Raw genomic sequence first — 19,095 nt, 5'->3', positions numbered from 1 at the left:
CCGTTGGCGTATCACGTGTTTCCCTTCGTCGTCGGATGGGTCTCAGACGGTGCGGTGTCCGGGGTGAACCACGGCAGGACCGTGGTGGTACGCGTCGCCTCCGGTGTCGGGGCGGAGGGCGGCGGCGGCTGCTGCCGGTCCCTCGGGCCCGTCTTCCCCGGAGTGCGGAACTTGGGGAGTTTTACGGTCAGTTCGGAGATCCGTACGGTCCGGTGGCGGCCCGCGCCGCCGCCCTGGGGTCGTACGCGGTCGACGATCGCCATGCCGATGCGGAAGATCGCCGCGGGCACGACCAGACAGAGCAGGATCCAGAAGAAGGTGACGCCCCAGGGGCGGCCGACCCCCCACGGCTCCTTGATGACCACGGTGGAGCCGTACTTCATCGCGATCTCGTAGTCGCCGTGCGCGCCGGCGGCGAGCTGGACGTCCAGCTTGATCTCCGCCTTCTTGCCCGGCTCGATGGTGCCGTGCCACTGCTGCTCCTCCCACTGGGGCGCGAACACGCCGTGGGAGGTGCCGAGTTGGAAGACCGGGTCCTTGACGGGGGCCGAGCCCATATTGCCCACCGTGAAGACGAGCTTGCGGCTGGGCGGGGCGCCGAACCAGGTCAGGATCCCGCTGGAGCCCTCAAGACGGGCGGCCGCGAGGACCCCCAGCTTCCCTCCTGCGGTGGCGGAGGGCAGAGGCGCGGTGGGGTGTCCCGCGACCGTGAACACGGCGTCCTTGGTGACCGACTGGCCGGTGACCGTCGCCACGTGCACCACGCAGGGGCAGGGCTTCGGAGGCTCGGTGACCGGCATCTTCCGGGAGAAGGAGCCCTTGGCGTCGGTGGTGACCGCGCGGCCGTCGGAGTTGGCGCAGGAGTTGGTGCCGCCGATCACGCCCCGGGTGAGGTCTGACTGGCCGCAGATGAGCATGGCGAGCAGGGTGTTGGGCCGCCAGCCCTTGCCGGTGACGGTGATGTCCCCGCCCTTGCCCGCCTGTTGGGCGGAGAGGGAGACGGTGGGGCCTTCGGCGGCGGTGGCTGTCGCGGGCGTCAGCAGGGCGCCGGCCAGGGCGGCCAGCAGGATCAGCACCAGGGTGCGGTGGATGGTGCCCGGGGTGGACCGGCGGGGCCCAGGGGTCTTCACGTTGCTGCTCCCGTCTCTGCCAATTCCCGTTCGGCTGCGTCCGGTTCACCCGGCGCACGCCTCCGTCGTACGAACCAGAACGCACCGCCCGCCGCTCCGGCCACCCCAAGACCCGCCCCCGCCAGCAGCCCCCACGGCACGAACGTCGCCGAGGTGGTGCCGCTCGCCGGGGTCGCGCCCTCCGCGGTCGCCGTCAGACGGACGTCCACCGAGTCGAGCAGCGGCGTCCCCGGCCACTTCTCGGTGAGCGCCACCCGCTGGGCCGGGAGGAGTTCCAGCGGGAGGGTGCGGGCCGGGCGGTTCAGTACGCGGCCGAGCACGCCGTCCGCCCGGACCGCCAGACGCGGGGTGAGCGTGGTGTTGCCCCGGTTGACCAGGGTGTAGCGGATGAGGCCCGCCCCCTTGTCCACCGAGACGTCCTCCACGGTCAGCGCCGACAACGTCGGGCCGCTGACGCGGAGTTGGATCCGTACGCCCACCTCACGCCCGCCCGCCGTCGCCACGATCGCCGCCGGATGGTCGCCCGGCTCCGCCCCCGACGGGACGGTCACGGAGAAGGGGATGTCCGCGCGGGTGTGCGCGGGGACCTTCGCCGAGGTGACCAGCGGGGTGATCCAGCTGTCGGAGGACGGGCGCACGGCGAAGGAGCCGCCCGCCGTGTTGTACGCCTGGGCGCCGCGCAGCCGTACCGTCACCGGTTTCGCCCCCGGGTTCGTCAGGGACAGCGTGTCCTGCAGTACGGTCCCGGGCGCGCCCTCCAGATAGAAGTACGGCCTGCCGTCGGTGCTGGGCCTGGACCCGCCGCCCGAGGCGGGAGCCAGCGTCCACTGCGGGTCCGCGGCGAAGGCGGGGGTGACGGCGAGCGCGAGGAACAGGGACAACGCCAGGAGCACGGCACGACGCACAGCGACAACTCCCCGGTCAGACCCGCTGGTTGCGGCGCGTCAGCCAGAGCACACCCGCCGCGCCCGTCAGCAGGACCGTGCCGCCGAGCGTGCCGAGTGCCACGGCGGAGTCCAGCGGACCGGTCTTCGGGAGGGAGCCGCCGGAGTCGGAGGAGGTGTTCGTGGTGCCGCCACTGGACGACCCGCCGCCCGATCCGGTCACCGTGAGCTCCAGTGACGGCTTCGGGCTGTTGGTCGGGGTGCAGGTGGTGGTCGTGCCCATCGCCTTGATGGTCAGGATCGAGGCGGTGAAGGTGACCTTGCCGCTGGCCTTCGGCGTGTACGTACCCGACAAGTCACTGATCTGGATGGGGGTGTTGGCGGGTATCTCCGCCGAGTTCGACGGCCCGGAGACCGCGACCGTACCGCTGTCGGCTCCGCCCACCTTCAGCACCGCGCTCGGGTTCATCGCACCCTTGCCGAGCGCCAGCGGGCTGGAGGAGACGCCCTTCTTGAAGGACATGGTGAGTTTGTAGCCGCTGCCGCTCTTCACACTCGTGATGTCGATGGGCGACACCGCGGCTTTCTTTCCGATGGGGGTCTTGCAGCTGTAGTTGACATCCACGACGGCGGCGTGGGCTGCCGGGGCGGCCATCAGCACCACCGAGCCCGCGACCGCAGCTGCCAGCGACATTGCTGTCCGCTTCTGGTACGACACCTCGAGTTCCCCTCATAAGTTACTGACGACACATCAGATTGGGCGCTCAAGGTACGCCGGACGCCTTGGGAGGGGAAGACAAAGAGCGCACCGGATCGGCGCGCTCTCCATACCTTCAAAAAGTGTGCGATTGCGTTACGCGGGTGCGGCGAGCTCCGCCCACACCGTCTTGCCCGGCCGGCCGGGAGTCCGTACAACTCCCCAGTCCAGACAGAGCCGTTCCACGATGAACATGCCGTGGCCGCCGGGGCGTCCCGCCCGGTGCGGGGTGCGCGGGGCGGGCTGGCCCGCGCCGCGGTCCGTGACCTCGAGGCGGAGCATCTTGGGACCGCAGACGACGCGCAGCTCCTCGGGGCCCTCCGCATGGAGGCAGGCGTTGGTGACCAGCTCGGAGACGACCAGCAGTACGTCCTCCGCGGCGGCGCGGCGGTCGGCGGTGGCCGCGGGCAGCCACCCCCAGTCGTGCAGCGCCTGGCGGGTGAAGTCGCGTGCGAGCGGCACGATGCCGCTGGCGCTCTCCAGCGAGAGCGTGCGCACGGTGGAAGCCGCACTGACACCGGCGCCGTCCGGCTCGGGGCCGAGGTCGCCCGGCGGATGCTGCCGGGTGGTGCTCATCAGCGATTCACCTCACCGATTCACGGGTCATTTCGGGGGCTCCTGCCCCGCCGAATGGTGACAACACTCATTTCACTCGTCGAGTGCGTCGCTGAGGGCGTCTTCGAGGGAGTCGTGCACGGTGAAGACCGCTTCGGCTCCGGTGATCTCGAACACCCTGGCCACCACCGGAAGCATCCCGGCAAGATGGACCCCGCCCCCGGCCGCCTCGGCCCGCAGACGGGCGCCGAGCAGCACGTTCAGGCCGGTGGAGTCGCAGAATTCCAGCTGTGAGCAGTCGACCACGAGCCGTGTGCGGCCCGCGTCGAGCGCCGCGGACAGCGGTTCGCTGAGCAGATCGGCCGTGTGGTGATCCAGCTCACCTGCCGGTGTCACGATCTCGCTCAGACCCTCGGTCCGGCTCTCGACGTGAAGCCGGCCCCGGTTCGCGCTGCCGACCGTGCCGCGGTCCATGCCCGTCCTCTTCGCCGTGTCTTAACTGCTCTTGACGTGCGAAGAACTCTACGCCTTCCGTACGCACTCCGGTAGCCGATCAACTCCAATAAGCCTCGCAATTCGGACAATTGACACTTGCAACTGTCTGAGTAAAGCGGGTAGGGGTAGTAGAGACACAAACGCATCGACCGGCTTTGGAGGCGCCGCACCACCCACGGACCACGGATGAGGCACCGGCTGCCATATGCCGAGAACGATGGAGGAGACCCATGTCACCCCGGCTCGACGAATCCCGCAGTGAGACGTCGACACACCAGACCCCCCTGCCCAGCCAGATCGAGAACGGCCTGGAGGATCTCGCGGAGATCCTGCCGAACCAGCCGTACGACGAGGTGGGCCCGCTGGATGCCAGGGCCCTGTCGAAGACGCTCTTCGCGCGTCTCGGCTCCCTCGAAGAGGGAACGCACGAATACGCATACGTACGCAACACCCTGGTCGAACTGAACCTGGCACTGGTGAAGTTCGCCGCATCGCGCTTCCGCTCCCGCAGCGAGCCGATGGAGGACATCATCCAGGTCGGCACCATCGGCCTGATCAAGGCGATCGACCGCTTCGACCTCAGCAGGGGCGTCGAGTTCCCGACCTTCGCCATGCCGACCATCGTCGGCGAGATCAAGCGCTTCTTCCGCGACACCTCCTGGTCGGTGCGCGTACCCCGCCGCCTCCAGGAACTGCGCCTCGACCTCGCCAAGGCAGGTGACGAACTCGCGCAGAAGCTCGACCGCGCCCCCACAGTGGCCGAACTCGCCGAGCGCCTGGACCTGTCGAAGGAAGAGATCGTCGAGGGCATGTCGGCGAGCAACGCGTACACCGCGAGCTCGCTGGACGCCCAGCCCGAGGAGGACGACTCCGAAGGCGCGCTGGCCGACCGCATCGGCTACGAGGACCACGACCTCGAAGGCGTCGAGAACATCGAGTCGCTCAAGCCGCTGATCGCCGAACTCCCTGCGCGCGACCGGCAGATCCTCTCTCTGCGCTTCGTCGCCAACATGACGCAGTCGGAGATCGGCGAGGAGCTGGGCATCTCGCAGATGCATGTGTCGCGACTGCTGTCGCGCACGCTGGTGAAGCTCCGCAGGGGACTGACCCTGGAGGAATGACCGGCCCGCTGCGACAAGGCCCGTCCCGGCGTGTGGGACGGGCCTTGTCACGCTTTCCGCCCAGTTATCCACAGGCCTGTTCGCATCATTGACGAATCACCCCAACTTGAGCCATCTTGACCCAAGGGGCTCAGGGGGGATCAGTCATGGCGCTCGGGGTTGTCAACACGGGGGGCCGGGCAGCGGGGATCGAGCAGTCGATGCGCCGCAGACTCGGCCGGGAATGTCTCTACGTACCGTCGTGCCGCATCGGGCTGTACCTGGCGTTACGCCAGTGGTGCCGGCCCGGGGCACGGGTGCTGATGTCGCCGGTCAACGACGACGTGATCTTCTTCGTGGTGCTGGCCGCGGGCCTCAGACCCGTCCAGGCGCCGCTCAGAGCGCGCGACGGCTCCCTCGACCTGGACGCCGTGCCCGACGAGGTGTGGTCCTCGCTCGGCTGCGTACTGACCACCAATCTCTACGGGAATCCCGATCCCGCTCCCGAACTGCGCGCCCGCTGCGACCAGTTGGGCATTCCCCTCATCGAGGACGCGGCCCACGCGATCGGCTCCACCGTCGGCGGCCGCCCGGTCGGCTCCTTCGGCGAGGCGTCCGTCTTCTCCCTCTCCAAGCATGTGCACGCGAAGGCCGGCGGCATCCTCGCCGTCGCCGATCCGGCGCTGCGGGGCGAGTTGGAGCGGGCCAGGGACGAGCTCCTCGCGCCGGTGCGGGTGACGGCCGAGGCGGCGTACACGATCCGTCCGTACGCGGAAGCGCTCGTACGCGGACTGCGGCTCACCTCCGCCGCGCACGCCACCCTGCGGATCCTGGGGATGCAGGAGCGCGAGTCGATCCGGATGCCGCTGCTGCCCGACGCGCTGAAGCAGGCCGTCGCCACCGCGCCCTCGCTGACCGACTTCGACCCCTGGGTGCGGGTCGACATGCACGACTACCGCGTCGCGTCGGGCGGGGTGCGGCTCGGCCGGATCGCCCGGCTCACGGGGCGCCTCGACGCCAAGCTCGCCGCCCATCTCGCCGGTACGAAGCGGCTGTTGGAGACACGGTGGGCGCAGCCGGGGCCGGGACCCGTGCAGCCGCTCTTCCGGGTGCCGCTCCTTGTCGCCGACCGGGACGCGGCCATCGCGGCGCTCGCCCGCCACCGGATCACGGTGGGGTACCTCTACGATCCGCCGCTCGACGAGTACGCGGGCGCGGACTTCACCGATGTGTCCCCCGCGCCCGACCGGGCCCGCTGGTTCGCCCAGCACGCGCTGCCCGTTGACCCGCTGCGGGCGGAGAAGGTCATATCCGTGCTGAACGCGATCGGCGCCGAACCGGCCCGGGGTCCGGACGGTGTCTGACTCGACCCGGACCAGGGAGCAGTCCGGCACCGAGGTCGAGCCGCCCGCCCAGGCCGCGCCCGCGGCACCCAGTGGCGACTCGATGTTCCGCAACGCCTATGCGCTGATGCTCTCCACCGGCGTCTCCGCCGCCCTCGGCCTGGGCTTCTGGCTGGTCGCCGCGCGGTACTACACGGAGGCGGCCGTCGGGCAGGGCTCCGCCGCGATCGCCGCGATGCGGCTGCTCGCCTCCATCACAGCGACGACGATGATCGGGGCGGTCGTCCGGTACGTACCGAGGGCGGGCCGGTCCACCGGCATGCTCGTCCGGCGTGCGTACGCGGGGAGTTCGGTCGTCGTCTGCGTCGGCTGCGGCATCTTCTTCCTGACGCTGGACCTGTGGGGGCCCTCGTACGCCCCGCTCGGCACGCTCACCGCCGGGCTGATCTTCACGGGGTCGTGCGTCGCCTGGGCGATCCTCACCCTTCAGGACGGGGTGCTCACCGGTCTGCGCAAAGCCGTCTGGGTGCCGGTCGGCAACGCGGTCTTCTCCATCGGCAAGCTGCTGCTGCTCGCCGTCTTCGCCACCGCCATGCCCGTCCTCGGCATCTTCGTCTCCTGGGCGGCGGCGATCGGCATCTCGGTGCTCCCGCTCGGCTGGCTGATCTTCCGCAAGCTCATCCCGCGCCAGGAGAAGGCGGAGGCCGACCGCGAACCGCCCGCGTTGCGGGAGATCGGGCGCTTCCTGGCGGGCGACTCGGTCGGGGCGCTCTTCTCGCTCGCGATGATCAACCTGGTGCCGGTGGTCGTCGCGGTCCGCTTCGAAGCCGCGCAGAACGGCTACTTCTACATCGCGTACACGGTCGGCGGGACGATGGAGTACATGGCCATCAACATGGCCTCGTCCCTCACCGCGCACGCCTCGCACAGCCCGGGCCAACTGGCGGAAGGGGTAAGGGGAGCGCTCCGGCGGATGGCGTATCTGCTCATCCCCGTCGTCGTCTTCCTGATCGTCTTCGCCCCGCAGATCCTGCAGCCCTTCGGCGACCACTACGCCTCGCACGGCACCACGGTGCTGCGGCTGCTCGCGGCCGCCGCGCTCCCCCGCGTGGTCGTCGAGCTGTACATCGGCGTCCTGCGGGTGCAGGGGCGGACGGGTGCGCTCGCCGTCGTCCAGGGTGTGATGTGCACGCTGGTGCTCGGCTCGACGATGGTCCTGCTCGGGCAGGTCGGCATCAACGGGGCCGGGTGGGCGGTCCTGACGTCGATGACGGGGATGGCGCTGGCCTGCGCGGTCGGGCTGCGGCGGGCGCTCGCCCCGGGTGCGTCCTCGTCGCGTACCGTACGGGACTCCAAGTCGCCCGCGTACGGCACCCGTTGGGCCCGCGACAGCGCGGAGGGCCGGCCCTCCGAGTTCGGCACGCAGTGGGCGAGGGACACGCTGGTGCTGCGCGGGGTGCACGACACGGCGACTCCCGCGCTGGGCATACCGATATTCGTCCCCGACGAACCGCGCGCCGGGTCGGCTGCTCCCCCGGCCCCCGAGGAGTCGAACGAGTCCCTGCTCACGGACACCCTCTGGCTCCTGCTCGGCCTGGCCGCGGGCCTGTTCTGGGTCCCGCTCTCGCGCGCCACGGACCTGCACCACAAGCATCTGACGGGCCCGGAGCTGATCGACGCACTGCCCCCGGTGACGCTCACGGCGGCGGTGCTGCTGATCGTGGTCTACAGCGCGGCCGTGTCCCTGTACCGGTCACGCCCGGCACTGCTCGTCTCGGGCCTGCTGGTGACGATGGCGGCCCTGCACACGGCCCCGCTCTTCGTGGGCATCCGTCCGCATCCGGCGCCCGAGCGCTGGCACGGGACTCTGGCGTCGTTCTTCGCGGACGTGGCCGGCCTGGACAGCTCCGCCGGGGTGCTGCGGGTCATGCCGGTGGCGCTGCAGCTGCTCTGCCTGGGCCTGGTCGCGGTGCTGATGGGGGCGCTGGGCGCGCACTGGCGGATCACCGCGAGTGCCGTCTGGGCGCTGGCCGTTGTGGGCTGGGCGGCACAGGACGTCTTCGCGGTGGCGGGCATGCCGGTGTTCCTGGCGCTGGGGGCGGTGACGGCGGTGGTGCTGGCCGTGAAGCACTACGTACCGGGCTTCTCCCAGACGAGGGAGTAGCGCCAGAGGAGGTGGCGGCGGTAGCGGCGGCCGGGGAGCAGGCGCTGGGATTCTGTTCGGATCTGCTGCCAGTCCATGCCGGGGGACTCGATGCGCATGCCGGCGGGTTCCGACTCGTTGCGCAGGCGGCGGAGGATGCGGTTGGCGGGGACGCCAGCTCCGCTGATCAGCCAGTCCAGCCAGGTGCGGTTGTTGGCCAGGCCCACGATCACCAGGCGTCCGCCGGGGGCCAGGAGGCGCTGCATCGCGCGTACCGCCTGCTCGAAATCGACGTGGTGGACGACGGCGACCGCGCTGACGAAGTCGTACGTTCCCTCGGCGAGCAGGTCGTGGGCGGGGTCCAGGAAGTCGGCCTCGGCGAAGGTCGTCGTGGGGAAGTCGGTGCTCCGGGCGCGAGCAGTTGTGATCATTTCCGTGTGGCGGTCCACGCCTGTTGCGGTCTTGGCCAGGGCCGACAGCTTGCGGGTCAGCAGGCCGTCCCCGCAGCCGATGTCGAGGGCAGCGCCACACCCCTCGGGCACGGCGGCGAGCACGAGGGGGTGGTAGTGGACGTTGTGGTTCCAGTACGTCTCGGCGTTCATCGGGGCACGGTAGCCGCTGTCAGCGCGTGGGCACCTGCTGGTTGAAGTAGCTGTCCTTGCCTGCTTGCTTGTAACCGGCCAGACCCTCGCCCGCGTTGACCGTCAGATCGCAGGCCTCGCCGGGGACCGACCGGTTCCACATCACCAGTGCCTTCGCGTCGGGAAGGGTGCGGGCCACCGACGGGATCTCGGTGTACCAGTCGCGCTGGCGGGACGGGTCCGAGGGGTCGGGCACTGTGGCGAACTCCGCGAACATGATGGGCTTGGACGAGGAGATCTCCGACTTCAGCCAGTCGTACGTGGGGCGCTGGCTGCGGTCGAAGTCCTTCCAGTCCGAGGTGTTGTGACAGGCGAAGTAGTTGTACTGGTCCATGCCCAGCCAGTCCACGTAGGCGTCGCCGGGATAGAGGGACTTGATCGTCTTGTCGTTGCCCTGGTCCAGGTAGCCGGAGACCGTCCAGACCCAGACCACGTTCGTGACGCCCAGCTCCTTGAAGCGGTCGTGGATGTGGCGGTACGCCGCGACGTATTCGGCCGGTGTCCCTGCGCCCTCCTTGATGCGGGCGTCGACCTCCTGGTCGAAGGAGAAGAAGACGCGCTTGCCGTACGCCTTGATGCGTTCCGCGCCCTTGTCGATGATCGACGCGTCGTACTTGCCCGCCGCCACGTTCTTCCAGCCGAGCTGGTCCTCCGTGTAGTTGGCGTGGTGCGGCTCGCGCCAGACCGTCGACTCCCAGGCCAGCATCAGGAGCCGGTCCTTGCCGAGCTCCTGCTCGTCGGGGGTGAGGAGCTGGCCGTCCAGCTGGGTGTTGGACATGTCGTGGTACGTGTAGAGGAGGTCCAGCTTGCGGCCGATCTTTGACTCGAAGCCGTGCACCGCGTCCTTGAGCGAGCCGTTCGCCGCATAGGGGACGTACGCGCCCCACCATGCCCCGCACGCCGGGACCAGTTTCGCCGAGGGGGCGCAACGGCCGGTGGGGGCCGGGCCCGAAGCCGCGTTCTTGGGCAGGCTGTTCGCGGTGGGGGTGGTGCGCTTGCCGTCGCCGTTCGCATCCGGCTGGGACAGCCATACGCCCAGGCCGGCGAGGAGCGCCGCCACCCCCAGCAGCGTCAGCACGGAGTACATCCGGGGGCGGCGGCCGCGTAGGAGCGCGTGGCGGCCCGTCATCGGCGCTTGACCGGTTTACGGCTTCGCTCGATGGCGCCTCTGGTCGCCGCCGGCAGAGGCAGGCCCGGGAGGAGCGCGGCGATGGTCGTGAACGCCGCGAGGGAGACCATGAAAGACGTGCCCGAGAAGCCCTTCACCAGGAAGAGGCTGGTGGAGACCAGGGCCGCGAGCGAGAGGCTGACCGGGGCCGTCAGCGCCAGGGCCTCCAGTCTCGCCGCCGGGCGGAGGTTGCCGGGCTGGGGGAACAGCAGGGCGAAGCCCGGACCGAAGCAGACGAAGAGCAGGACCGGGATCCAGCGGAGCGGGGAGGCGGCAGGGGCGGCCGTCGCCGCCACCGCCAGCCAGCCGGAGATCGCCATCGCCACCCGTGCGTGGGTCGTCGTGAAGGTCATGGTCATGGTCATGGCTCGGCAACTCCCGTGATCAGGCGTGGTATTCGAGGACGACGCCGTACTGGTTGCGGTCGATCACGTGGTACTTCGGCGACGCCTCGAGCTTGCTGCGCAGCTCGGCGAAGCCGCCCGCGGGCAGCAGCCCCTCGGCCGCCGTGAAGGTCTCCTGGGTACGGGTGAGGATGACGATGGCCGTCGTGCCCTTGGATATCTGCTTGCCGAGGTACCCCGCCGGGTCCTTCAGCATCTTGATGTTCTCCGGCTCCTCCTGCTCGACGAAGAACCAGTGCTCCAGCTCGTCGTAGCGGTCCAGCGCCATCGGGTAGGACCCCGTCGCGGAGAGGATCAGCGCGTCCTTCGGGGCGTTGTTGATGGCCTTGGTGACCATCGCCGTCTCGGCGGGCGGCGTGTAGTAGCTCTGCTCCTTGCCGTAGTACGACGGGAAGAAGCCCGCTACCAGCGCGATCAGTGCGAGAGGCAGCGCGACGGCGGTGATGCGGCGGTACGCGACCTTGTGCTTGCCGGTGTTCGCCGCCGCCGGGACCAGGGCGGCCGCCGCGAAGAAGGCGGCGCCCGGGAGGCCGAAGAGGTAGACGCGGAAGAGCATTTCGCCGCCGTAGTCGTTGACGGCGAACATCGGGACCGGGGCGGCGGAGACCAGGAGCAGCGGCAGTGCGCTCTTCACCAGTCGGCGGCGCAGCAGCAGGGCCGCCGCCGCGAGGACGACGACCGCGAGCACCATGACCACGTTGGCCTCGCCCTGGAGGACCGGTCCTGCGCCGGTGAGCTGGCCCGCGTACCCCGGGCGCGAGTTGTTGAGGAGGTTGCCCGCCGACTCCTTGAGCGACTCGACCGTCTCGACGAAGAGCGGGCGGCCCATCGTCAGGTCCCAGATCAGCATGATGATGCCGGTGACGACGAGCAGTCCCCAGTTGCGGTACCGCTTGGTGAGGCTGAGGGCGACCAGCGCCACGCAGAGCATCACCGGGGTGAGCTGGTGCGAGAAGTTGATGGCGGCGATCAGCGGGGCGATGATCGCGACGCAGACGGCGCGCTGGCGGACCGTCGTGGGCGGCGGGACAGCTGCTGCCGCCGGGTCGAGGTTGTGGCGCGAGCGCAGGGCGCCGGCCGATCCGGGGCGTACGAAGTGGCGCAGGACGACGGCCAGGATCGCGAGGTAGAGGATGTACGACATGCCCTGCGGCGAGAAGTAGTCCTGGCCCACCCAGTTGGCGAGCTCGAAGATCCATACGCCGGTCCAGACGAGCCGCCAGTCCTCGGTGAAGGTGCGGTAGATGAGGACGAGCACCGGGATGAGGAGGACGCCGTAGACGATCGAGGCCCAGTTGAGGTACGAGGCGGTCGAGGTCACGCCGAAGGCCTTCACCAGGCCCGCGTTGAGCGTGAAGAAGCCGGGCCACTGGTCGTACGCCGACATGTTCCCCGACAGCGCCTCGTGCGGGTGGAGTTCGCCGAGGCGCAGCATGTGGTGGACGACCGCGTCGTGCTTGGACGCCCAGGGGTAGCGCACCGAGTCGTACAGGATCGCCGTCGGCGCCTTGATCGCCATCAGCAGCGCGATGCAGTAGGCCGCCGGCCACCAGGGGGCCGTCCCGGCGCGGCGCAGGCTGATGACGAAGCCCGCGGTCAGCGGGACGAAGGAGAAGTAGAAGAGCGGGGAGAACTTGTCGAGCAGGCCGTAGGTGCCCATGTGCCGGAAGTCGGTCATCGGCAGCGAGACCGACCACAGGACGGCGGCCAGGACCAACAGGCCGTAGGTCAGCCACTGTTGGAGCTCGATGTCGGCGATGCGGCGGGACAGCGGGACCCTCGGCTCGTCGTCCTGTCCCTGTCTCGCCCGGGTGTCCTGCGTCTCCGGTGTCCCGGCGGGCGGTGATTCGGCGCTCCCCGTGACCGGTGTGGGCATGCGTTGCTGCACCGTGCGACTCCCCCCACAGATGTGGTCGCGGCCGTCACGCCGCTGTCCCCTTCGACGAAGTATAGGAACAACCTTCGCCTTTGTGTGCCTCTCCAACCCCCTTGTTGCACAAGGGTTTTTCCGTCCTATTCGTACACGATCTACCCCGCGAAGACCGGGCCGCGCAGCGCCGCCCGCCCGCGCCGGTAGAGCCGCCAGCCCACCGTGGGCAGCGAGTCCGGATAGGGCGCGACGCGTGCGCCGCCCCCGGCCATCCAGGCCTCGATGTCCTGCACCGTGTGCGTACGGCGCAGGATCAGACGGGCGATGCGGTACGTCTCGTCGCCGGCGGAGCTGAGCGCGTGACGGACCGCGACCGCGCTGTCGTACCCGGCCCGGGCGGCGGCCCTGCGGACGGCGCGGCTGTTGTAACCGTGCGGGTAGGCGAGGTGGCCGACACGGTGTCCCAGTACCTCTTCCAACGCACGCTTGGACTCCGTGAGTTCCCGGTCCAGGTCGGCAGCCGTGAGCGTGTCCAGCTGGGGGTGGGAGACGGTGTGCGCGCCCACCTCCATCCCGTACTGCTCCAGGAGCGGCGCCTGGGCGAGGTCCATCATGGGCGCGGGCGGCAGCAGGCTCCGGCCGCCCGCCGTGATGGCCCCGGTCGTGAGGTACGCGGTCGCCGGAATGTCCCGCCCGGCCAGGGCCTCGGCGGTCGGGCCCGGCAGGTCGGCGAAGCCGTCGTCGAAGGTGATGGCGACGGGGCGGGGCGGCAGCGAGGCACGCCCCGCGAGGTGTTCGGCGATCGCGCCGATCCGCACCGGGGTGCGGCCGCTGGCGACGATCGCATCCAGCTGGGCACCCAACTGCCGGGGCGTGACGGTGAATTCGGCGATCCAGGACGGCGGGTCGTCCATCACCGCGTGGTAGAGGAGGACAGGGATGCGCTCGTCGGTGCGGCTCACCGGTCCTCCTCCCACGGCAGCGGGTTCCCGCGGACGCTGCGGCGGGCCCGGAGATAGCCGATCGGTCCGTACAGCATCCCCCTGCGCTCCAGGCGCGAGAGGCTGCGCGGCCACGGGTAGTCCTGGGTGCCGTGCTCGCCCGGCACCGATTCGCCTGTGGTGGACGCCCTGGCCGCCGTGATCGACAGCGCGTGCGCGAGGCCGCGCGGGAGGCGGGCGAGGAGTCCGGGGAGCAGTCCGGGGCGGCGGACGATGATCGCGGTGAGGTACGCGGTGAGGCCCGCCCCGTAGCCGTACGCCTGGTTCTCCAGGTCCTTCCACGTCTCGCGGTGGTGGTGCCAGACGACCGCCTGCGGTGTGTAGCGCAGCCGGTGTCCGCCGACCACGATCCGGGCGAAGGCGTAGAGGTCGTCACCGCCCTTGGCGAGGGTGCCGACTCCCGTGCCGGGGTCGAATCCGCCGACCGCGCGCAGCGGTGCCGCGCGGAACGCCATGTTCGCCCCGGAGCCGAACTCCCCTGCGGTGAAAGGGAAGAGCGGCTCGTCGGCGGGCGGCGCCGCCGGGTCGAAGAGCCGCGGCGCGAAGCCCTTGGCGAAGCCGCCGTGGCTCTCCAGGAGGATCTGCGCGGGGGTGTTGAGCAGCGCGGGGAGGATCAGTCCGGTGACGCAGGCGAGCCGTTCGTCGGCCGCGAAGGGTGCGGCGAGCGCGGTGAGCCAGTGCGGGTCGGCGACGACGTCGTCGTCGGTGAAGGCGAGGACCTCGCCCTCGGCGGCGGCGACGCCCCTGTTGTGCGCGGAGGCCAGACCGGGGACCGGTTCGAGGACGTAACGGACGCCCTTGGGCGCGTAGTTCTCCTCGACGAGGTCGCGGGTCGCGGTGGTGGCGGGTGCGTTGTCGACGACGACGATCTCGTAGTCCGGGTGGTCCTGGACGAGCAGCGAGTCGAGGGCGCGGGCCAGCTGGCCGGCGCGCTCGCGGGAGGCCACGATGATCGACGCCCTGGGTAAGTCGCCCGGCTTCACGGGCGGCGCGGGCCCGTCCTGCCCGAACGGCGCCAGCTGCCTGCGGGCCGCCGCGGCGAGCACCCCGGCGGGCTGCTCCCCCGGTGCGACATGTGCCAGGACGGCACCGACAGGGGTGCCCCACAGCCGTACGAGTGCGTAGATGTCGCCGGACGTCAGGGGCGCCCCGCCGGGCGCGGGCCGCAGTGAGATCACCTCCCCGTCGAGTCCGGCGAGGTCCAGCTCTGCGATTCTGATCGCGCTGAGCTGGTGCGGTGTCTGCGGCATACGACTCCCCCGTCTCTGCCTGCTGCCGTCGGGCGGTCTCACCCCTGCGTCATCGGTCACGGAGACGCCCCGCCCTCTCCAGGGCGGACTGCGCGAAGGCGGCGAGCTTCGGCCTTGCCCTTACGAAACTGTGCGCGCGCCGGGCCGGCTCCCGTCCGGCCCAGTGCAGCACCGCCCCCGCCCCCGGTCGTAGGGACGCCCCCTCGTACACGGGCAGTTCCCCGGTCTTCAGCGAGTCCTTGTACTCGGCGGCCCCGCGCCCCATGTCGAGCATCCCGATGCCGGCCGCCGCGGCCCCCTCGGCCATCCGCAGGTGGAGGATGAGCCCGGGCGAGTACTTGGCGAACTCCGGCGCGTACGCCGGAAACCAGCACGCCAGCACGGTCCGCGAGCGCAGCCCGAAGTGCGCGGCGACGGGCTGGTCGTTCGCGTACAGGACGGAGAGGATCCCCGAGCAGCCGGGCGAGCGCAGATGCGCCAGGTACTGGACGAGGCTGCTGATCCACTCCTTGGCGAAGCGGTCACCGCGCCCCGTCCTGCGGTACTGCGCCGACTTCCACGCCATCAGCTGCCGCAGCGCGGCCGGATCGCGCTCGTCGAAGACGAAGCGCAGCTCGCCGATCTGGCGCCCCATGCGGCGCTCCTTGGCGAGGGTGGTCTTGAGGAATTTGGGCGACTGGGTGCGCAGGACGTTCTCGTACGCCTCGTAGCCGTGCCCGATATCAATGACGTACGAGGAATACGTCTCGGCGGCGTCGGGCACGAACAGCCCCTGCTGCGCCTCCAGGTTGTCGAACTCCCAGGAGGAGATCCCGCACGCCTTCATCAACTCCCGGGCGCCTAGCGCGATCCCGGGCCTGAGCACGGCGCCCTGGCTGTCGGAGACCCCGAAGCCGATGGCCCTCCCCCGCCCCAGCAGCCCCTTCTCGTACGGGAAGAACCCGGCGGCCTCCCCGTCCTCCCGCAGCACCGCGACGCGCGCCCCCGACCGCTCGCGGGCCACGGCGAGGGTGAACTCGGGCTCCATGAAGGGGTTTGCGGGCGCCCCCGATTTGGCCCGTAACTCGCGCCAGCTCTCGATCTCTCCGGCGTTCAGCTCACCCGGTTTGACGACACGGATCCGTACATCGCTCAACTCGACCCCCCGGTCTCCCCCTGAGCAACCCTGGAAGGGACGGTACCGGTCGCATTCGCCGCACGGTAGGGACTATCGCCGTTCTTGTGACCGATCAGTGAAACTGGTGACAACTACGACACATCCGTTACCCGCCCAGCGCGGCGGCGACGGCTGCCTCGGCGTGCAGGCGAGTGGTCGGGAAGACCGGAACGGGGCTGTCCTTCTCGCCGATCAGCAGCTCGATCTCGGTGCAGCCGAGGACGACGCCCTGAGCGCCCGCGTCGACGAGGCCCCGGATCACGTCCTGGTAGGCGGCCCTGGACTCGTCGCGTACGACGCCGAGGCAGAGCTCCTCGTAGATGACACGGTGGACGAGCGCGCGCCCCTCAGGGTCGGGTGTGAGGACGTCGAGGCCGTGGGCGGCCAGGCGGTCCTTGTAGAACGCCTGCTCCATGGTGAAGGCCGTGCCGAGCAGGCCGATGCGCGTCAGGCCCTGCGCGCGTACCGCGTCGGCGGTCGCGTCCGCGAGGTGCAGCAGGGGCACGGAGACCGCCTGCTGCACCTGGTCGGCGACCTTGTGCATGGTGTTGGTGCAGATCAGCAGGAGGTCGGCCCCGGCGGCTTCGAGGCCTCGGGCGGCCCCGGCGAGGACCTCGCCGGCCTGCTCCCACTCGCCCGCGACCTGCAGCTGCTCGATCTCGGCGAAGTCGACGGAGTGCAGGACGCAGCGGGTGGAGTGGAGGCCGCCGAGGCGTTCCCGTACGAGCTCATTGAGCAGCCGGTAGTACTCCGCGCTGGATTCCCAGCTCATGCCGCCGATGAGGCCGATCGTCTTCATCGCAGCACCTTCGCACATGCCGGAGGGTGCGGAGCAGGCCATAGGGTGCGTACTCGAACAGAGGAGCGCGCGCCATGAGCCTGACGGTACGGACGATCACCACCGAGGAGCACCTCGGTCACCTCGCCCTGTACCCGTCCGCCAGTCCGCTGCAGACGCCGGCCTGGGGCCGGGTCAAGCAGGGGTGGGACGCGGAGAGCGTCGGGTGGTTCGACGCGGGCGGTGTGCAGCGGGACGCGGCGCTGGTGCTGTACCGGCAGGCGCCGGGGACGCGGCGGTCCCTCGCGTATGTGCCGGAGGGGCCCGCGGTGGACTGGTTCCTGCCGCATCTGGTGGAGGGGCGGCTGCGGCCGCTGCTGAACCATGCGCGCGAGCGGGGCGCTTTTGCGGTGCGGATGGGGCCGCCGGTCGTCGTACGGCACTGGGAGGCGTCCACCGTCGAGGCGGCGCTGGCCGATCCTGCGGTGGGGCGGGCGCGGCGGCTCGGCGAGGTGCCGGCCGACTGGACCGATCCGCGGGCGCTGGCGCTGACCGAGCGGCTGCGGGCGCTGGGGTGGCGGCCTGTGGAGGACGGGGTGGGGCAGCCGGGGTTCGTGGTGCGGGTGGGGCTTGCGGGGCGCGAGGTGGAGGAACTCCGGGCGGGGCTCGGTGCGTTCTGGAGGAAAGGCATCGAGGTCGCGGACGAGAGCGGGGTGCGGGTCGGGTGGGGAACCGAGGCTGATCTGGGTGATTTCCATGCCCTGTACGCGCGCGACGCCGCCCGCGGAGGCCGCTCGGCCCGCCCGGTGGAGTACTTCCGGCGGATGTGGGAGGCGCTGAACGCGGACGGGGCCGACGGGCTGCGGTTGTATCTCGCCGAGTACGAGGGCGAGGTGGTGGCGGCCGCGCTGATGACCCTCTCCGGGCCGGTGGTCCGGCATGCGTACACCGGTCCCGCCGTACGCCACCGGGAGCTGCGGCCCAGCTGCGCGCTGCACTGGCGGATGCTGTGCGACGCGCATGCGATGGGGGCCGAGTTCTATGAACTGGGCGGCGTGACGGACGGGTTGGAGGAGGGGTCGGTCGCAGGCGGTCCCGGGCTCGGGCGGCTGCGCTTCAAGGTGGGGTCGGGCGGGCGGGTGGAGGAACTGCTCGGCGAGTGGGAGTTCTCGCTGGGGCGGATGCTGCACAAGGCGCTGGACGTGTATCTCGCGCGGCGTTGAGCTGCTTTACAGCTGGGCTGCGCCCGCGCGCCAGACCTGTGAGACCAGGGGTACGCCGGGTCGGTACGCGAGGTGGACGTGCGAGGGGGCGTCGAGGAGCGTGAGGTCGGCGCGGGCTCCTTCGCGTACGACACCGATGTCGGTGCGGCGCAGGGCCTGGGCCCCGCCGGCCGTGGCGGACCAGATCGCCTCGTCGGGGGTCATGCCCATGTCCCGTACCGCCAGGGCGATGCAGAACGGCATCGAGGACGTGAAGGACGAGCCCGGGTTGCAGTCCGTGGAGAGCGCGACGGTCGCGCCGGCGTCGAGGAGGCGGCGGGCGTCGGGCCAGGTGGCGCGGGTGGAGAACTCTGCGCCGGGGAGCAGCGTGGCGACGGTGTTTCCCTGGGCGAGGGCTTCCACGTCGGCGTCCGTGAGGTGGGTGCAGTGGTCGGCGCTCGCCGCGTCGAGTTCGACCGCGAGCTGGACGCCGGGGCCGTAGGAGAGCTGGTTGGCGTGGATGCGCGGGAGGAGGCCCTTGGCCTTGCCGGCGGTGAGGACGGCGCGGGCCTGGTCGCCGTCGAAGGCGCCCTTCTCGCAGAAGACGTCGATCCAGCGGGCGTGGGGGGCGCAGGCTTCGAGCATCTCGCCGGTGACGAGGTCCACGTAGGCGGCCGGATCGTCGGCGTAGTCGGGCGAGACGATGTGGGCGCCGAGGTAGGTGACTTCGTCGGTGTGGGTGGCGGCGATGCGCAGGGCGCGGGCCTCGTCCTCGACCGTGAGGCCGTAGCCGGACTTGGTCTCCAGGGTGGTGGTGCCCTGGCGGAGCGCCTCGTGGAGGTACTTCGCCACGTTGGCGGAGAGCTGGTCGTCGGTGGCGGCGCGGGTGGCGGCGACGGTGGTGCGGATGCCGCCGGCCGAATAACTCTGGCCCGACATGCGGGCGTTGAACTCGGCGGTGCGGTCGCCTGCGAAGACCAGGTGGGAGTGGGAGTCGACGAAGCCCGGAATCACGGCCTTTCCGGCTGCGTCGACGGCATTGTCAGTGGCGGGTGCTTTGCTTGATTCACCGACCCAGACGATGCGGTCGCCGTCGATGACGACGGCCGCGTCCTGGATCAGGCCGATGGGGGAACCGTCACCGAGGGAGGGGTCGTTGGTGACCAGACTGGCGATGTGGGTGATGGCGGTGGTGGTCATCGCAGTGGTGATCTCTTT

The 19,095-nt window shown here is 70.5% G+C and carries 18 protein-coding genes; 4 read left to right on the top strand and 14 right to left on the bottom strand.

The features are described 5' to 3' along the window. Positions 1-11 precede the first annotated feature (11 nt). From OG707_RS24550 to OG707_RS24530, 5 genes are all read right to left on the bottom strand, one after another. The gene (locus OG707_RS24550; RefSeq protein ID WP_443071382.1) at positions 12-1,130 is read right to left on the bottom strand and encodes a hypothetical protein; all 1,119 of its coding nucleotides are present in this window, start codon (positions 1,128-1,130) and stop codon (positions 12-14) included. After that, entirely contained in the window at positions 1,127-2,035 is a 909-nt protein-coding gene (locus tag OG707_RS24545) for a COG1470 family protein (RefSeq protein ID WP_329121796.1), read from the bottom strand. The genes OG707_RS24550 and OG707_RS24545 overlap by 4 nt, the downstream gene beginning before the upstream one ends. 16 nt (positions 2,036-2,051) lie before the next feature. Next, positions 2,052-2,732: a peptidase gene (locus tag OG707_RS24540; protein WP_329121794.1), complete on the bottom strand. Its 681-nt coding sequence runs from the start codon at positions 2,730-2,732 to the stop codon at positions 2,052-2,054. Between the two features lie 135 nt (positions 2,733-2,867). Beyond that, a complete protein-coding gene (locus OG707_RS24535) occupies positions 2,868-3,347 on the bottom strand; it encodes an ATP-binding protein (protein ID WP_329121792.1) in 480 nt (159 codons plus the stop codon). A gap of 72 nt (positions 3,348-3,419) precedes the next feature. Further along, positions 3,420-3,800, bottom strand: a complete 381-nt coding sequence (locus OG707_RS24530) for an STAS domain-containing protein (RefSeq protein WP_329121790.1) — start codon at positions 3,798-3,800, stop codon at positions 3,420-3,422. Positions 3,801-4,051: 251 nt separating this feature from the next. Between OG707_RS24530 and OG707_RS24525 the strand changes: the two genes are divergently transcribed. The 3 genes from OG707_RS24525 (at position 4,052) to OG707_RS24515 (ending at position 8,428) form a co-directional block, all read left to right on the top strand. Continuing rightward, positions 4,052-4,942, top strand: coding sequence for an RNA polymerase sigma factor SigF (locus OG707_RS24525; RefSeq protein WP_329121788.1), 891 nt, complete (start codon positions 4,052-4,054; stop codon positions 4,940-4,942). Between the two features lie 200 nt (positions 4,943-5,142). Further along, positions 5,143-6,285 carry a DegT/DnrJ/EryC1/StrS family aminotransferase gene (locus OG707_RS24520; protein ID WP_443071496.1) on the top strand — a complete coding sequence of 381 codons (1,143 nt, stop codon included), beginning with the start codon at positions 5,143-5,145 and terminating at the stop codon, positions 6,283-6,285. Beyond that, on the top strand, positions 6,278-8,428 hold the full coding sequence (locus OG707_RS24515) for a lipopolysaccharide biosynthesis protein (RefSeq protein ID WP_329121784.1): 2,151 nt from the start codon (positions 6,278-6,280) through the stop codon (positions 8,426-8,428). Before OG707_RS24520 ends, OG707_RS24515 begins: the two co-directional genes overlap by 8 nt. Here OG707_RS24515 and OG707_RS24510 read toward each other — a convergent pair. The 8 genes from OG707_RS24510 to OG707_RS24475 all read right to left on the bottom strand — a co-directional run bounded on the left by OG707_RS24510 (position 8,395) and on the right by OG707_RS24475 (position 16,696). Beyond that, the gene (locus OG707_RS24510) at positions 8,395-9,009 is read right to left on the bottom strand and encodes a class I SAM-dependent methyltransferase (RefSeq protein ID WP_329121782.1); all 615 of its coding nucleotides are present in this window, start codon (positions 9,007-9,009) and stop codon (positions 8,395-8,397) included. The two genes, OG707_RS24515 and OG707_RS24510, sit on opposite strands and share 34 nt — an antisense overlap. A 19-nt stretch (positions 9,010-9,028) precedes the next feature. Continuing rightward, a complete protein-coding gene (locus OG707_RS24505) occupies positions 9,029-10,177 on the bottom strand; it encodes a glycoside hydrolase family 26 protein (RefSeq protein ID WP_329121780.1) in 1,149 nt (382 codons plus the stop codon). Further along, a complete protein-coding gene (locus OG707_RS24500; protein ID WP_329121778.1) occupies positions 10,174-10,581 on the bottom strand; it encodes a hypothetical protein in 408 nt (135 codons plus the stop codon). The genes OG707_RS24505 and OG707_RS24500 overlap by 4 nt, the downstream gene beginning before the upstream one ends. A gap of 19 nt (positions 10,582-10,600) precedes the next feature. After that, positions 10,601-12,496 (bottom strand): hypothetical protein, encoded by a 1,896-nt coding sequence (locus OG707_RS24495; protein WP_329121776.1) that lies wholly within the window; start codon positions 12,494-12,496, stop codon positions 10,601-10,603. A gap of 152 nt (positions 12,497-12,648) precedes the next feature. After that, positions 12,649-13,404: a polysaccharide deacetylase family protein gene (locus OG707_RS24490; protein ID WP_329127952.1), complete on the bottom strand. Its 756-nt coding sequence runs from the start codon at positions 13,402-13,404 to the stop codon at positions 12,649-12,651. Positions 13,405-13,448: 44 nt separating this feature from the next. Then, complete coding sequence (locus tag OG707_RS24485; RefSeq protein WP_329121774.1) at positions 13,449-14,741, bottom strand: glycosyltransferase; 1,293 nt, start codon at positions 14,739-14,741, stop codon at positions 13,449-13,451. A 49-nt stretch (positions 14,742-14,790) separates the two neighbouring features. Then, a complete protein-coding gene (locus OG707_RS24480) occupies positions 14,791-15,876 on the bottom strand; it encodes a GNAT family N-acetyltransferase (protein WP_329121772.1) in 1,086 nt (361 codons plus the stop codon). 127 nt (positions 15,877-16,003) lie between these two features. Then, entirely contained in the window at positions 16,004-16,696 is a 693-nt protein-coding gene (locus tag OG707_RS24475) for an aspartate/glutamate racemase family protein (protein ID WP_329121771.1), read from the bottom strand. 74 nt (positions 16,697-16,770) lie between these two features. Here OG707_RS24475 and OG707_RS24470 point away from each other — a divergent pair, with 74 nt between their 5' ends. Further along, complete coding sequence (locus OG707_RS24470; protein ID WP_329121769.1) at positions 16,771-17,898, top strand: lipid II:glycine glycyltransferase FemX; 1,128 nt, start codon at positions 16,771-16,773, stop codon at positions 17,896-17,898. A gap of 6 nt (positions 17,899-17,904) precedes the next feature. Here the strand turns inward: OG707_RS24470 and hutI are convergent, their stop codons facing one another. After that, positions 17,905-19,077 carry an imidazolonepropionase gene (hutI, locus tag OG707_RS24465; RefSeq protein WP_329121767.1) on the bottom strand — a complete coding sequence of 391 codons (1,173 nt, stop codon included), beginning with the start codon at positions 19,075-19,077 and terminating at the stop codon, positions 17,905-17,907. Between the last annotated feature and the right edge of the window lie 18 nt (positions 19,078-19,095).

It is taken from the genome of Streptomyces sp. NBC_01465 (assembly GCF_036227325.1).
GTDB lineage: Bacteria > Actinomycetota > Actinomycetes > Streptomycetales > Streptomycetaceae > Streptomyces.
This window is presented reverse-complemented; position numbering and strand designations above follow the sequence as displayed.

Bases quoted from the DNA above. Each gene is read 5' to 3' on its own strand.
- OG707_RS24470 (WP_329121769.1), top strand. From the start codon at position 16,771: ATGAGCCTGACGGTACGGACGATCACCACCGAGGAGCACCTCGGTCAC.
- OG707_RS24520 (WP_443071496.1), top strand. From the start codon at position 5,143: ATGCGCCGCAGACTCGGCCGGGAATGTCTCTACGTACCGTCGTGCCGC.
- OG707_RS24525 (WP_329121788.1), top strand. From the start codon at position 4,052: ATGTCACCCCGGCTCGACGAATCCCGCAGTGAGACGTCGACACACCAG.
- OG707_RS24500 (WP_329121778.1), bottom strand. From the start codon at position 10,581: ATGACCATGACCATGACCTTCACGACGACCCACGCACGGGTGGCGATG.
- OG707_RS24490 (WP_329127952.1), bottom strand. From the start codon at position 13,404: ATGGACGACCCGCCGTCCTGGATCGCCGAATTCACCGTCACGCCCCGG.
- OG707_RS24485 (WP_329121774.1), bottom strand. From the start codon at position 14,741: ATGCCGCAGACACCGCACCAGCTCAGCGCGATCAGAATCGCAGAGCTG.
- OG707_RS24475 (WP_329121771.1), bottom strand. From the start codon at position 16,696: ATGAAGACGATCGGCCTCATCGGCGGCATGAGCTGGGAATCCAGCGCG.
- OG707_RS24535 (WP_329121792.1), bottom strand. From the start codon at position 3,347: ATGAGCACCACCCGGCAGCATCCGCCGGGCGACCTCGGCCCCGAGCCG.
- OG707_RS24505 (WP_329121780.1), bottom strand. From the start codon at position 10,177: ATGACGGGCCGCCACGCGCTCCTACGCGGCCGCCGCCCCCGGATGTAC.
- OG707_RS24510 (WP_329121782.1), bottom strand. From the start codon at position 9,009: ATGAACGCCGAGACGTACTGGAACCACAACGTCCACTACCACCCCCTC.
- hutI (WP_329121767.1), bottom strand. From the start codon at position 19,077: ATGACCACCACCGCCATCACCCACATCGCCAGTCTGGTCACCAACGAC.
- OG707_RS24530 (WP_329121790.1), bottom strand. From the start codon at position 3,800: ATGGACCGCGGCACGGTCGGCAGCGCGAACCGGGGCCGGCTTCACGTC.
- OG707_RS24495 (WP_329121776.1), bottom strand. From the start codon at position 12,496: ATGCCCACACCGGTCACGGGGAGCGCCGAATCACCGCCCGCCGGGACA.